Consider the following 13795-nt stretch of genomic DNA (forward strand, 5'->3'; position numbering starts at 1 on the left):
TCACGCGGTGGCGGCGCGACGCCGGCGGCGCAGCAGCACCAGGACGGCGCCCGTCCCGCCGGCCACGCCGACGACGGCGACCGTCACCAGCCCGGTGACCACGTCGCGCGGCAGCAGCATCAGCACGAGCACATAGCCGAGGCCGGCCGCCGTGACCGCGGCGAGCCGGCCGAGCGGCCACCCGCGCCGGGAGCGCCGCCACACCACGGCGAGGTAGGCCAGCCCGAGCAGGGTGAAGGAGACCGCCGAGGCGACGGCGGTGCCCACCAGGTTGCCGGCCGCGGCCGGCAGCCAGGCGATGCCGGCCGAGACGACGAGGACCACCGGCGTCACCAGCGGCAGCACCCACGTGCGCTTGTCGGCGAACAGCAGGGTCGAGGCGTTCAGGTACAGCGCGTAGCCGAAGGTGCCCAGCGTCATGGCCTGCGCGACCGGGATCAGGTCCTCCCGCCCGACCGCCAGCACGTGGGTGACGACGTTCGCGCCGGCGGCGGCGACCACGACGATGCCCAGCGCCGCCCAGCTCGCGACGCCCATGATCGAGCGCAGCCGTGCGTCCCGCTGCTCGCGGTCCACCCGCATCAGCTCCGGCACCCACGCGTTGTTCAGGGCGTTGAGCAGCGTGATGGTGCCGAGCACGAAGATCTGCACCTTGCCGTAGTCGCCGGACAGTCCGGCTGCGGCGAGGAAGGCCAGCAGGAACGGCGCGCCCTGCGTGAGCAGCATCAGGGCACCGGTGTGCGGCAGCACCGGCAAGCCGATCGCCAGCGATTCGCGGATCGCCCCCGGCACCGTGAACGGCAGCACGGGTCCGGTGATCAGGGCGGCGACGACGCCGGTGAGCAGGAGCACCGCCCCGTAACCGGCCATGAACACCGTCGGGTCGGGCGCCACCACGAGCATCGCGACCAGGCCCACCAGATAGGCGAGCACGGACGAGCCGATGCTCAGCCCGACGAAGGCGACGGCGCGGCCCTGGGCGCGCAGGATGGCCTGGGCGGCGAGCACGCTCGACTGCACGCCCATCGCCACCAGCGCCAGACTGAAGGTCGACGTCCCCGGCGCTCCCCCGCGCACCGCGGCGAACACCGCGGCGGCCAGAACACCGAGCAGCAGCCCGAACCCGGTGAGGAAACCGCTGATCGACCGGGCACGGCGGTGTCCGTCGGTGTCGAACCAGGCGCGGGTGATCGCCAGGGGCAGGCCCGCGGAGGCCAGCACGACGCCCACCTGGATCAACGAGATCGAGAGGTACAGCTCCTGCCAGGCCACGTCGTCGGCCAGCACCCGGATGGCGAACGGCTGCACCAGGAACATGCCCAGCCCCTGGGCGAGCGCGCCGATGAGGTAGAGGAGCGACGCCCTCCCCGTGCGCGCGCGGGGGGCGGGCCCCGCCGCGTCCGCGGTGCCGGTGGCCCCGGCGGTTCCGGCGTCGGGGGCGTCAGTCACCGGGACGGTCGAGCCACTCGAGCACCCGGCCGATCACCCGCTCCTGCTCCGCGTCCGTCAGGGTCGTGGAGCAGGGCAGCGACAGGCCGCGCCGGAACACGTCCTCGCCGACCGCGCCCCCGAGTACCCGCTCGTTCTTCAGCGGCGGCTGCAGGTGCAGGGGCCGCCACAGCGCACGGGAATCGATGCCGGCGACGCCGAGGAAGTCCTGCAGCTCGTCCCGCGCCGACTCGTCGTCGCGCCCGCGGTCCGGAACCAGGACCGAGTACAGCCAGAACGTGGACTCGGTGCCGGGCACCTGGGGGGGCGGCGTGATCGCCGTGTCCGCGAACGCGTCGGTGTACCGCTGGGCGATCTCCCGCTTCCGGGCGACGAACTCGTCGAGCCGCTCGAGCTGGGCGACGCCGAGCGCCGCGGCGACGTTGGTCAGCCGGTAGTTGAAGCCCACCTCGTCGTGCAGGTAGCCCCGGTCGGGCAGCCGCGCCTGGGTGGTCAGATGCTTCGCCCGGGCGGCCAGCTCGTCGTCGTCGGTGGTCAGCATGCCGCCGCCACCGGTGGTCATGATCTTGTTCCCGTTGAAGGAGAAGGCCCCCATCAGGCCCACCGTGCCCACGTGCCGGCCCGCGGCGGGACCGTCGGTGTAGACGGCGCCGAGCGCCTCGGCGGCGTCCTCGATCACCGGAATGCCGTACGTCTCGCCCAGCGCCACGGCCCGCGCGGCGTCGGCCGGCTGACCGAGGATGTGGACGATCTCGATCGCCTTGGGCAGCCGCTCGCCGCCGCGGGACCGGCGCTCGAGCTCCACCTCGAGCAGGTCGAGGTCCATGCCCCAGGTGTCGGCCCGGGAGTCGACGAGCAGCAGATCGGCGAACTGGTAGGACGCGGCGTTGGAGCTGGCCATGAAGGTGAAGTCCGAGACCGCCACCTCGTCACCCGGCCGGATGCCGACCATCCGCATGGCGACGTGCAGGGCCGCGGTGCCCGAGGCACACGCGACGGCGTGCTTCGCGCCGACCTTCTCCGCGAAGGCGCGCTCGAAGTCGGCGACGTAGTGCCCGACGGAGGAGACGAAACCGCTGTCGACGGCGTCGCGCACGAGCTCCGACTCGCGGGCTCCGATGTTGGGGACGGCGAGGGGAATCCGTTCAGTCATCGTGTCCGCCCCTCAGCGCGCGTAGCGGGCGGCGTCGGCGGCGTCGACGTTCCGGGTGGAGATCCACTCCGCGGTGCGGCGCAGGCCCTCCTCCAGGTCGACCGACGGGGCCCAGCCGAGCTCCTCCAGCGCCTGCGACGGATCCGAGAGCAGCCGCATCACCTCGCTGGCGTCGGGCCGGACCCGCTCGTCCTCGGTGATGATCTCGGCCGTCGACCCGGTCACCTCGCGGGCCAGCTCCACCAGTTCGCCGATGGTCACGTCGTGCCCGGTGCCCAGCTGGATGACCTGGCCCTCGAGCGGGATGTCGGCGGTGGCCGCGCGGAGGAAGCCGTCGGCGGTGTCCTCGACGTAGGTGAAGTCGCGGCGCGGCGTGAGCGAGCCGAGGCGGATCTCCCTCGCCCCGGCGACCATCTGGCGCAGCACCGTGGGGATCACGGCGCGCGCCGACTGGCGCGGGCCGAAGGTGTTGAAGGGGCGCAGCACCATGACGGGCGTCTCGAAGGAGCGGGCCCACGCCTCGCACAGCTTGTCCGCGCCGATCTTCGTGGCACTGTAGGGCGACTGGCCGCGCAGCTCGTTCTTCACGGTGATCGGCACCGTCTCCGGGGTGCCGTACACCTCGGAGGTGGAGGTGTTGACCATGCGGGGCACCTCGTGCCGGCGGACCCCTTCGAGCACGTTCAGGGTGCCGACGATGTTCGTCTCCACGTAGGAGCGCGGCGCCTGGTAGGAGTACGGGATGGCGATCAGGGCGGCCAGGTGCAGCACGACGTCGGCGCCGGCCACCAGGTCGGAGACGAACTCCGCGTCACGGATGTCACCGAGGCGCAGGTCGGCCGCGTCGCGCTCCTGGGCGCTCAGTTCGTCCAGCCAGCCGTAGGAGCCGTTGGAGTTGTAGACGCACAGGGCGCGCACGTTCGCGCCGGCGGCGATCGCCTGCTGGGTGACGTGGCTGCCGATGAAGCCGTCCGCGCCGGTGACGACGACGGTCTTGCCCGACAGATCCTGGGTGCTCGTGCTCATGCGGGTGACTGGCCTTTCGCTTTGGCGAGATCGGTGGGGGTGCCGACGTCGATCCAGTCCGACTCGATCGGCCAGGCGCTGACGGTCCGCGACGACGCGATGCACGCCTGGATCAGGTCGGGCATCGAGTACGGGGTCAGGTAGGGCACCATGGCCAGCGCCTCGGGGGACACGGCGTAGATCCCGGAACTTATCTCGCATTCTATGGTGGGCTTCTCCACCACTTCCCTGACCCGCCGGCCCGGTTCCAGTTCCAGGACGCCGAACGGGATCTGGTGCGTGTAGGGGCGCGCCGCCACGGTCACGGTCGCGCCGCGCTCGGCGTGGAACGCCAGCAGGTCGGCGGCCGAGTAGCGGACCATCAGGTCCGCGTTGGTGACGATGATCGGCTCGGCGAGGTCCGGCCGCTCGTGGTGCAGCACGCCCAGCGCCCCGGCCGTGTTCAACGGCGTCTCGGGGTCCTCGTGCAGGTAGGTGATCGTGCAGCCCAGCTGGGAGCCGTCGCCCAGGTGCGCCTCGATCTTCTCGGCCAGGTAGGCGACGGAGACGTAGATCGACGTGATGCCGGAGTCGACCAGCCCGAGGATGATCCACTCGATGATGGTCCGGTCCGCGACCGTCATCAGCGGCTTGGGGGTGTCCTTCGTCAGATTCCCCAGGCGCGTGCCGCGGCCCCCGGCCATGATCAGCGCGACGTTGGGCAGCGCCTTCCGGCCGACGATGTCGGTGAGGGTGTGCAGGCCCTGCAACCGGCCCTCGGCGTCCACCACCGGCACCTCGGTGATCCGCTGGCTGCGCATCAGGTCCAGGGCCCGGCTGCGGCCCTCGTCCGGGCTGACGGTGCGGGGGGTGGTGTTGGCGACGTCGCGCGCGGGATCGCCGAGGTCGGCACCGGCCAGCAGCGCCCGCCGGACGTCCCCGTCGGTGAGCACGCCGACGAGCCGGGACTGGTCGTCGATGACGAGGGCGATCGAGGAGCCGCCCTGGTCGATGGTCTGCAGCGCTTCCCGCAGCGTGGCGCCGGTGCCGATGCAGCAGGCGCCCAGATGGTCGTCGAAGGTCATGGTTCTCGTCATGATGCGCGGTCCTGCCCGTCGAGATCGATGAAGGTCTTCACGAGTGACTGCTCGGGCGCGGCCCGGACGACGGCGGCGATGCGGCCGGCCGCGTGCGAATCGCCGTACGGGTTGGTCGTGGCGGCGCTGGCGGCGGCGAACGCCGGATCCAGCGCGGCGTCGATCGCCCGCCGCAGCGAGGCGGCGTCGTCCGCGCAGTCGATCACGTTGGCGCCGTGCTCCCGGCCGCGCTGCCGCTCCCCCACGTTCACCACGGGCAGGCCGAAGCTGGCGGCCTCGATGATCCCGGAGGAGGAGTTGCCGAGCATGGCGTCGGCGCGAGCCATGGTCGCCGGGTAGAGCGGGCCCAGGTTCTCGCGCAGGATGACGTGCGGGTCGCCGGCCGCGGCGAGCTCGTCGAGCACGGCGACGATGCGCTCCCGGCCGGGGTCGAACCCGGGGTGGGTGACCAGGACGGTGCCCCCGGTGGCGGTCGCGGCGGCGTAGACCCGGCGCGCGACCGTGCCGGGGTCCTCCCCGTCCGTGGCCGTCTCGGGGTGGTAGGCCACCATCAGCAGCGGGCTGCGGGGCGTCACCCCGAACTCCGCGGCGAACTGCTCGTCGGTCAGCGGGGCGGCGTCGGCGAAGCGGTCCAGGCCGGGCGCTCCCGTGCGGTGCACCCGGCGAGGGTCCTCCCCGAGCTGGCGCACCCGGCGGGCGGCGCCCTCAGTGGCCACGCCGTGCTGGTCGGCCAGCTTGGTGACGGCGTGCCTGACGCGTTCGTCCAGCGCGCCCTCGGTCACCTCCCCGCCGTGCAGGTGGACGATGCGCACGCCGTGCAGGGCCGCGACCGGGACCACGAACAGCAGTTCCCAGCGGTCGCCGAGGACGAGCAGCACGTCGGGCCGGGTCGACTCGATCAGCGCCCCGACGGCGGTGGCCAGCGCGGCACCCGTGGCGGTCTGGCCGGCCGGCTCGGGAGCGGCCAGGTGCAGGCCGAGGTCGTGGTGGACGAAGCTGCCGTCTGCCAGGCCGGCGCCGGCGAGCAGCGGGGCGGCGGCGCCGGGGGCGAACCCGACCGCGGTGGCCGCGTGCAGCTCGACGTGACTCGCGAGTTCGGTCAGCACCGGGGCGAGCGGATACAGGTCCGCCCGGGTACCGACGAATGCGAGGACCCTCACGAGGAGAGGTCTCGGTCCGTCAGCTGGTCGCCGGCGCTCAGGTCGCGGCCGGCGGTCCTGCCCACCACCTCCGCCGACGGCGGCAGGCCGCCCTCGGGCCGGAGCACGGAGACGTCCTGCGCCGTGATCACGGAGCCGGCGGCCACGTCGCGGACGACGTGCCACGACCGGCGCACCAGCGTCGCGTTGTCCTCCTCGCTCGGCATGCGGCGCTTGTTGCCGTCGCCGAGGGCCTGGCCGACCTCGCGGACCCGCTGCACGTAGTCGACGAACTCGTCGCGCTCCAGGGAGGCGGCGTGGTCCGGGCCGTTGCGGGTGCGGTCGGTGGTGATGTGCTTCTCCAGCAGCGTCGACCCCAGGGAGGTGGCGACGACGGCGGTGAGGGCGCCGGGCGTGTGGTCCGACCAGCCGACCTGCACCCCGAAGCGGTCACGCAGGGCGGGGATGGCCCGGAGGTTGGCCTGGTCCAGCGGCGCCGGGTAGGAGGAGACGCAGTGCAGCAGCACCGTGGCTGGGGCCGCGGCGGTCGCGGCGAGCGCGTCGGCCACCTCGTCGACGGTGCCCATCCCGGTGGAGACGATCATCGGCAGCCCGAGGGCGGCGACGGCGGCGAGGAACGGCGTGTTCGTCAGCTCCCCGGAGCCGATCTTCAGCCCGGGCACGCCCATGTCGGCGAGCAGGTGGGCGCTGTCCAGGTCGAACGGGGTGGAGAGGAACGTGATACCGCGCTCCTCGCTGTGCTGCCGCAGCTCCGCCCAGGCCTGTCTCGGAAGGGTCAGCGCGGAGAGCATCTCGGCCTGCGACTGGTCGAACCCGGCGGCCTGCTGGTACGGCGTGGTCCCGGCGGACTCGGAGACGAGCGCACTCGGATCGAAGGTCTGGAACTTGACCGCGTTGGCGCCGCTGTCGGCGGCCAGGTCCACCAGCTCGTGGGCGACGGCGATGTCGCCGTCGTGGTTGACCCCGGCCTCCGCGATGATGAACGTCGGCTCCTGAGCGCCGATGCGGTGGGAGCCGAACTGGACAGCCTCGGGGACCGCGGAATCAGTCAAGAAGAGGGACCTTTCGGGCATGCAGGGGACGGGCGGGGACTCCCCCATATGTTGCCATACCTTCCAGATCGGCCACCGCCACGGTGCCCGCTCCGAGCACCGCGCCGGGCCCGATCATGCGGCCCGGCAGCACCCGCGCGCCCGACCCGAGGAAGACCTTCTCCCCGATCGCGGCGGCCCCGAGCAGCACGGCTCCCGGCGCGACGTGAGACCAGTCACCGACCCGCGCGTCGTGTTCGATCACGGCGGCGGTGTTGACGATCGTGCCCGCGCCGACGACGGCGCCGGGCCCGACGTGGGCGTGCTCGAGCACCTGGACCAGCGGGCCGAGGTCGGCGAGGGCGTCGACGGTGGCGGTGGCGGCGACGAGGGGGTGGGCCAGGGCGCGCAGCGGCTCCGTGGCCAGGATCACCTGCGCCACCCGCTCCCGGACGGCGTTCTCCCCGATCGCCACGGTGATCGCCAGGCCGTGCTCGCGGGCGTGGTCCAGGGCCGGCGCGTCGTCGGTGAAGACCCGCGCGTCCGGAGCGCCGAGGACGGCCGGGTCACCGGGGTCCCGATCGCTGACGGCGGCGACGGTGCCGCCAGTGCCGCGGATCACCGCGGCCACGCTGCGGGCGTGCCCGGACGCTCCGATGATCAGCCAGTCGTGCATCCGTCTCGCTCCTTCGCGGCCGTGGCCCGTCGCCGGGTCGATCCCGGTGCTGGTCGCCTCCGGCGCCTCCACCGTACGGGCCACCACGGCCTTGGGCCACCACAGCGCCCTCCCGACACCACCACCGCGACGCCGTCCGCCACGAGCGCCCGTCTCTGCCGGCGGGTGCCCCCGCCGTATCATCGGGCCGGTGGACATCTCCCCCCGCGCCTCCGCCCTGGCCGATCTCGACGCCGTCCCGCGGCTGAGCCCGCGCGAGGGCGGACGGAGCCCGCTGCGGGCGCTCGTGCGCGGCTCGGGGTCGATCGGTTCCCGGCACGCCCGCGTGCTGGCCGGCCTCGGCGTCGAGGAGGTCCTCGTGTGGCCGGTGCGGCCGGGCCGGCCGGGCGTGGACCGCAACCTTCCGGCCGGCGCCCGGGTGGTGGACAGCCTGCCCGAGGGACCGCTGGACCTGGTCGTCGTCGCCACCGACACGGACCGGCACGTCGCCGACACCGTGGACCTGCTCGCGGCACAGCCGGCGGCCGTGCTGCTGGAGAAGCCGGTCAGCCCCACTGCGGAGTCGGCCCGGCCCCTGCTCGAGCATCCGAACGCCGACCGGATCGTCGTGAGCACCCCGTTGCGCTACCACCAGGGGTTCGCCCTCACCGCGGCGCTGCTGGCGGAGCTGGGCACCGTCACGTCCGCGCACGTCGTCTCCCAGTCGTGGCTACCCGGCTGGCGCCCTCAGCGCGACTATCGGGAGAGCTACTCGGCGTCGGCCGCGCAGGGCGGGGTGCTGCGCGACCTGGTGCACGACATCGACTACCCGATGCAGCTGCTCGGCCGGCCGGACGCGCTGACCGCCGCGCTCGGCTCGGACCTGCTGGGCATCGAGGCCGAGGAGTGGGCGGAGCTGCTGTGGCTCGGCGCGGTGCCCGCGCACCTGCGGCTGGACTACATCACCCCGGTCACCTCGCGCGGCATCACCCTGTCCACCACCAGCGGGACGCTGCGGTGGGACGTGCCCGCCGCGCGGGTCGAGCTGATTCCGGCCGACGGCGAGCCGGTCGCGTGGTCCTTTCCCGCCGATCGCGACGTCGACACGATCCTCGCCCGCCAGACCGTGGCCGTGCTGCAGCGGGCCGGGCTCGAACCGCCGGCGGCCGTGTCCGCCTTCACCCCCGCGACGTTGGCCGACGGCGTCGACGCGGTGCGGATCTGCGACGCCGCGCGGGCCTCGGACCGCGCCGGCGGACGGGTGCGACTAGGGTGGTGATGCCGCGCCGGCGGGCCCGGCGGCGCGTGCACCAGCACCGGCACCACCACCCGGATCAGTTCAGCGACGGGAGCTTCTCACCGTGACCCTTCCCGATCAGGCCAGCGAGCAGGCCACTGACCAGGTCAGTGCGCAGGCACCGTCGATCCTGGCGGTGATCCCGGCCCGCGGCGGCTCCAAGGGGCTGCCCGGCAAGAACGTGCGCCCGCTGCTCGGCCGGCCCCTGCTCGGCTGGTCCGTCGCCCTGGCCGACGAGCTCGGCCCGGACGTCCGCTGCGTCGTCTCGACCGACGACCCCGCCATCGCCGACGTCGCCCGCCAGCAGGGCGCCGACGTCCCGTTCCTCCGCCCGGCCGAGCTCGCCTCCGACACCGCGCCCATGGGGGCGGTGATCCGGCACGCGCTGGAGACGCTCGACCCGGACGGGCACATCGCGATGGTGCTGCTGCTGGATCCGACCAGCCCCACCCGCACCCCGGAGCGCGTCCGCGCCGCCATCGACCAGTTGGCCGCCGCCCCGCATCTGGACGGCGTCATCGCCGTCTCCGAACCCTTCTTCCACCCGACCTGGGTCGGCGTGAAGAAGGACGCCGGCGCCGACGACGGCGCCCTGGCGCGGTACTTCCCCGAGGGCACCGGCGTCACCCGCCGGCAGGACGTGCCGCCCTTCCTGCGAATCAACGGCAACTTCTACGTGTGGCGCGCCGACTTCGTCCGCCGGCTGGAGACCAGCTGGTTCGACGAGGGCCGCCACGGGTACGTCGAGATCCCCGAGAGCCACGCGTTCAGCATCGACGACGAGCGGGAGTTCCGCCTGGTCGAGGCCGTGGTCACCGCCGGTCTCGCTCCGCTGCCCGGCCGCGAGCAGCCGGGCGATCACCAGCCGAGCCCCGCCGAAGCCTGACGCCCGCCTGACCCTCTCTGCCGCCGATCCCTTCCGAGGAGTCCCGATGACCAGCAGCTCCGCCGACCTCTTCTCCCTGGACGGACGGCGCGCGCTCGTCACCGGCGCCACCGGGCCGCTCGGCTCGGTGCTGGCGGACACCCTCGCCTCCCTCGGCGCGCGGGTGATCGTCTCCGACCTGGACGCGGATCGCTGCCATGCCGTCGCGGCCGAGCTGACCGACCGGCACGGCGTCGAGGCGGAGGCCGCGCCGGTGAACCTGCTCGGCGCCGACGGGCCCGCCACCCTCGCCGACGCGGTGGGCGATCAGCTCGATGTGCTGGTCAACAACGCCGCCTTCACCGGCACCTCCGGGGTGCCCGGCTACGCCGTCCCGTTCCCGGAGCAGACGGACGAGGCGTTCGACCTGGCCACCCGGCTGAACCTGCAGGTGCCGTTCTCCCTGTCCCGCCGGCTGGCGCCCAGGCTGGCGGCCTCGGGGCACGGCGCCATCGTCAACGTCTCGTCGATCTACGGCATCGTCGGGCCCAACATGGGGCTGTACGAGTCGACGACGATGGGCAACCCGGCCGCCTACGGGGCGAGCAAGGGCGGCATCGTCCAGCTGACCCGCTACCTGGCGACGGTGCTGGCCCCCGACGTACGGGCCAACGCCTTCGCCCCGGGCGGCATCGCCCGCGGGCAGGACGACGCGTTCACGGAGCGGTACACGAAGCTGACGCCGTTGGCCCGGATGGCCACGGAGGACGACTTCCGCGGCGTGGTGGCGTGGCTCGCCTCGGACGCCTCGCGCTACGTGACCGGCCAGACCATTCCCGTCGACGGGGGCTGGAGCGCCTGGTGAGGCGCTGAGCGAGGCGATCCACGCCGACGGCGCCGTCAGGAAGAGCGGTGAGTGCCACCGGGATCGACGCGGAGCCGGTCACCTTGGCCTTCGCCGTCAAGGCGCTGCAGTTCATCCCCGAAACCGTGCGCAACCCGCTGGGTCGCCGGCGTCCCGATCGCCCTCGCTGCCCCCGAGCAGCGCACCTGGTTCGTCACCGCGGTCACCCTCGGAGTGCTCGTGCACATCGCCGGGGACTTGCTCACCACCGGCGGGGTGAACCTGGTCTGGCCGTTCACCATCAAGCCGCCCAAGGGCAATCGAGAGCCTGCCCGTCCTCAAGGAGTGCTGGAAGCCCAACGGCTACCTCGCCTTCCCCGTCCTCGGCAATGCCGGGTCCTGGCGCGAATGGCTGCTCCTGGTCCCGATCTCCGCGTACGCGATCTTCGGGATCGGCACGGCCCTCGTCGCGCTCTCCCGCACCGGCATCGACCACCTGATCGCGACCATCGGACTGCGCTGACCCGCGGCCCTAGTCATCGGGCCGCGCGCTGCGGCACACTGACCCGCATGACGGGGGAACGCAGCGAAAACGAATGGGCCCAAGTCCTCACCGACGCCATCAAGACCGGGGTACCCGTCGCCCCAGGGGGTGAGCATCTCGGGATCCTCGACGTCGACATGCGGCAGGCAGCGACGATCGCTCCTGACGACGACGAGCTCGAGCAGTGGGGACCGGAGCGGACCATCCCCTCCGCCGCAGTCCGACTGGCGCTCCTTGACAGCAACACCACGCCCGACCCGCACGGCCTGCAGGTCCATGGGTGCCGGATCACCGGATCCCTCGACCTCGTCGAGGCGAGCCTTGACTGCCGCATCGTCCTCTCCCGCTGCCAGCTGGACCACGACCTGGAGGCCAACGGACTGCAGATCCCCGCGCTTGCCCTCCCGGGCTGCCGAGTCGCGGGGATCAACCTCGACGGCGCCCGGGTGGACGGAGGGGCCTTCTGTGCTGGGTTGCAGGCGGCCGGAGAGGTGCGTGCTCTTGGTGCGCACATTGGCGGACAACTGGGCCTGCAGAAGGCGGTCCTCTCCAACCGCGGTGGGAATGCCCTCAACCTCGACGGTGCACAGGTGGACGGCGGCGCGTTCTGGGCCGGGTTGGTCACGGCCGGCGATGTACGCGCCGTCGGTGCGCACATCGCTGGTGAGTTGAAGCTTCAAGGGGCCGTGTTGTCCAATCCAGGCGGGAGTGCTCTCATCCTCGACGGCGCCCGGGTGGACGGCGGGGCGTTCTGGGCTGGGTTGCGCGCGACCGGAGAGGTGCGTGCTCTTGGTGCGCACTTTGACGGACAGCTGGGCCTGCAGAAGGCGGTCCTCTCCAACCGCGGCGGGAATGCCCTCAGCCTCGACGCTGCGCGGGTGGACGGTGCGGTGTTCGGGGCTGGGTTGCAGGCGTCCGGGGAGGTGCGCGCTCTTGGTGCGCACATTGGCGGACAACTGGGCCTGCAGAAGGCGGTCCTCTCCAACCGCGGCGGGAATGCCCTCAACCTCGACGGTGCACAGGTGGACGGCGGCGCGTTTTGGGCTGGGTTGCGCGCGACCGGGGAGGTGCGAGCTGTCAGTGCGCACATCGGCGGCCAGCTGGACCTGGAAAAGGTGGTGTGCCGTCCGCTTCCGTCCCTCGAAGCAGTCGGGAAGATCGACATGCAGGACGCGGTGATCGGAACCCTGTTCATCGGTGGGACGACGGCGAAGCTGGATCTGCATCTCTCGCACATTCAGGCGCTCGTCCTTCAAGACCAAGAACCGCCCTCAGGGCTGGAGGCCACCGGCTGGACGCTGACCAGCATCCGACTAAACGGCGTCGACCCCAAGGAACAGGGTCGCGATGTCGTCCTCACCCACTGGTTGGACAAGCAGGAGGGGTTCGTGCCGCAACCGTGGCATGAAGCGGCCGATGCGCTGGCTCGTGACGGCCACGTGGAGGAGGCGACCCGATTGCGCATCGCTGCGGCGAAGCGGTCCACCAAGCAGCTTCGACCGGCTGGACCGCCGACCTGGTCGGTGCGCGCGGTCATCAGGTGGGTAACCGGGTGGTTTCGGTGGCTGCTCCGCCACGGGTACGGGCTCGCCGTCGCTTTCGGATACCGACCCTTGCGCGCCGGGCTCTGGCTGGCCGCCTTCGGGCTCGTCACCCTGGCGATCGTCACCGGCTGCGCTACCCAGCTAGAACCCGCTCGGCAGGCGCGACCGCTGTCCACCGAGACCGCCGTTCAGGTCGTCGACCAGCACGGTCCCCTGACCGGTGCCACCGACTGCCAGGCCGCCCGCGAGGGCTGGGACTACCCGTGCCTGAACAAGTGGCTGTACGCCGCCGAGACGGCGTTGCCCGTCGTCGGCAGCGTGCAGTCCTCCGCATGGGTGTGGAGCCCCGGCGCGTGGCTCGCCGCGGCGGTCGTCACCGCCCTGAAGGCGCTGGCCTGGCTGTTCACCGTCCTGCTGCTCGGCGGGGTCACCAACCTGCTCCGCAAGACCTGAGCTCAACCGTCTGCCTGGGTTGGCCCCACCTCCGGGTTGGCACCATGGTTATCGATCCGAGAGGACTGATGCGTGTCACCACGGTCGCGGAAGCTGGCCGGACGCTCGGGGTCTCCGAGACCGCCGTCCGCAAGCTCATCAGCCGGGGACGCCTGACCGTCACCGGTCGCTCCGGAAACCTCATCCTGCTCGACGAGCAGCAGGTCCTCGCCCTCGCCGACACCGGTCGACGCCGTGACCGACCCTGGAGGGCGTGCACCGCGTGGGCGTCCCTGTGTCGGTTTTCTGGAGAACGACCCGACTGGCTCGATCCGTCCACCCGCGCCCGGCTGCGCGCGAAGCTGCGCGGCTACGACGTCGAGGACATCCGCCAGCTCGCCCGGCACCGGGCGACCACCCTGGCCGATCCCAGCACCGCAGTGCCCTTCGGCCTGGAGGCCGGCCCGATCGCGATCATCGACGGCTACACCGCTCCGGCGCCACCGACATGCTGGCCCACGAACGTCGCCTGATCGCCATGGCCAAGGGCGGCGTCATCCTGCGCGAGCCCGTCGTCGAGGTGGCCAAAGCTCATGGGCGCGTTCCGGTCGCCGCGGTCGCCCTGGCCCTGCTGGTCTACCCCCACGCCCAGCTGGCCGCCGCCGGCGCGGCCGCGCTCGGACGCCGCCTGGATTGACAGAATAGTGTTTCTAAAGCCA

At 72.6% G+C, this 13795-nt stretch carries 13 protein-coding genes and 1 pseudogene; 7 read left to right on the forward strand and 7 right to left on the reverse strand.

From position 1 onward, the window contains the following. Genes IEX22_RS06360 through IEX22_RS06390 form a run of 7 tightly spaced genes read right to left on the reverse strand, consistent with a single transcriptional unit; the run spans position 1 to position 7571 of the window. Entirely contained in the window at positions 1 to 1449 is a 1449-nt protein-coding gene (locus IEX22_RS06360; protein WP_188667496.1) for a lipopolysaccharide biosynthesis protein, read from the reverse strand. Next, positions 1442 to 2602 carry an aminotransferase class I/II-fold pyridoxal phosphate-dependent enzyme gene (locus IEX22_RS06365; RefSeq protein WP_188667497.1) on the reverse strand — a complete coding sequence of 387 codons (1161 nt, stop codon included), beginning with the start codon at positions 2600 to 2602 and terminating at the stop codon, positions 1442 to 1444. The genes IEX22_RS06360 and IEX22_RS06365 overlap by 8 nt, the downstream gene beginning before the upstream one ends. 12 nt (positions 2603 to 2614) lie before the next feature. After that, positions 2615 to 3628, reverse strand: coding sequence for an SDR family NAD(P)-dependent oxidoreductase (locus IEX22_RS06370; protein WP_188667498.1), 1014 nt, complete (start codon positions 3626 to 3628; stop codon positions 2615 to 2617). Continuing rightward, positions 3625 to 4704: a sugar phosphate nucleotidyltransferase gene (locus IEX22_RS06375; protein ID WP_229659821.1), complete on the reverse strand. Its 1080-nt coding sequence runs from the start codon at positions 4702 to 4704 to the stop codon at positions 3625 to 3627. The genes IEX22_RS06370 and IEX22_RS06375 overlap by 4 nt, the downstream gene beginning before the upstream one ends. Beyond that, positions 4701 to 5864 (reverse strand): UDP-N-acetylglucosamine 2-epimerase, encoded by a 1164-nt coding sequence (gene neuC / locus IEX22_RS06380; RefSeq protein ID WP_188667499.1) that lies wholly within the window; start codon positions 5862 to 5864, stop codon positions 4701 to 4703. The genes IEX22_RS06375 and neuC overlap by 4 nt, the downstream gene beginning before the upstream one ends. Next, complete coding sequence (locus IEX22_RS06385; protein ID WP_229659822.1) at positions 5861 to 6916, reverse strand: N-acetylneuraminate synthase family protein; 1056 nt, start codon at positions 6914 to 6916, stop codon at positions 5861 to 5863. Before IEX22_RS06385 ends, neuC begins: the two co-directional genes overlap by 4 nt. Beyond that, positions 6909 to 7571, reverse strand: a complete 663-nt coding sequence (locus tag IEX22_RS06390; RefSeq protein WP_188667501.1) for a PglD-related sugar-binding protein — start codon at positions 7569 to 7571, stop codon at positions 6909 to 6911. The genes IEX22_RS06385 and IEX22_RS06390 overlap by 8 nt, the downstream gene beginning before the upstream one ends. Before the next feature lie 190 nt (positions 7572 to 7761). Between IEX22_RS06390 and IEX22_RS06395 the strand changes: the two genes are divergently transcribed. From IEX22_RS06395 to IEX22_RS06420, 7 genes and pseudogenes are all read left to right on the forward strand, one after another. Then, entirely contained in the window at positions 7762 to 8829 is a 1068-nt protein-coding gene (locus tag IEX22_RS06395; protein ID WP_229659823.1) for a Gfo/Idh/MocA family oxidoreductase, read from the forward strand. Between the two features lie 82 nt (positions 8830 to 8911). Continuing rightward, positions 8912 to 9733 carry an acylneuraminate cytidylyltransferase family protein gene (locus IEX22_RS06400; protein WP_188667502.1) on the forward strand — a complete coding sequence of 274 codons (822 nt, stop codon included), beginning with the start codon at positions 8912 to 8914 and terminating at the stop codon, positions 9731 to 9733. Positions 9734 to 9779: 46 nt separating this feature from the next. After that, entirely contained in the window at positions 9780 to 10577 is a 798-nt protein-coding gene (locus tag IEX22_RS06405; RefSeq protein WP_188667503.1) for an SDR family oxidoreductase, read from the forward strand. A 51-nt stretch (positions 10578 to 10628) separates the two neighbouring features. Beyond that, positions 10629 to 10859: pseudogene (locus IEX22_RS16540) on the forward strand (metal-dependent hydrolase); the annotation flags it as partial. Between the two features lie 267 nt (positions 10860 to 11126). Further along, positions 11127 to 13097 carry an RCC1 domain-containing protein gene (locus tag IEX22_RS06410; protein WP_229659824.1) on the forward strand — a complete coding sequence of 657 codons (1971 nt, stop codon included), beginning with the start codon at positions 11127 to 11129 and terminating at the stop codon, positions 13095 to 13097. Positions 13098 to 13165: 68 nt separating this feature from the next. Continuing rightward, positions 13166 to 13609 (forward strand): helix-turn-helix domain-containing protein, encoded by a 444-nt coding sequence (locus IEX22_RS06415; protein ID WP_188667505.1) that lies wholly within the window; start codon positions 13166 to 13168, stop codon positions 13607 to 13609. Beyond that, positions 13585 to 13773: a hypothetical protein gene (locus IEX22_RS06420; RefSeq protein ID WP_188667506.1), complete on the forward strand. Its 189-nt coding sequence runs from the start codon at positions 13585 to 13587 to the stop codon at positions 13771 to 13773. The genes IEX22_RS06415 and IEX22_RS06420 overlap by 25 nt, the downstream gene beginning before the upstream one ends. The last annotated feature ends 22 nt before the right edge of the window (positions 13774 to 13795 follow it).

Source organism: Tersicoccus solisilvae (assembly GCF_014643255.1).
Classification (GTDB): Bacteria; Actinomycetota; Actinomycetes; order Actinomycetales; family Micrococcaceae; genus Tersicoccus; species Tersicoccus solisilvae.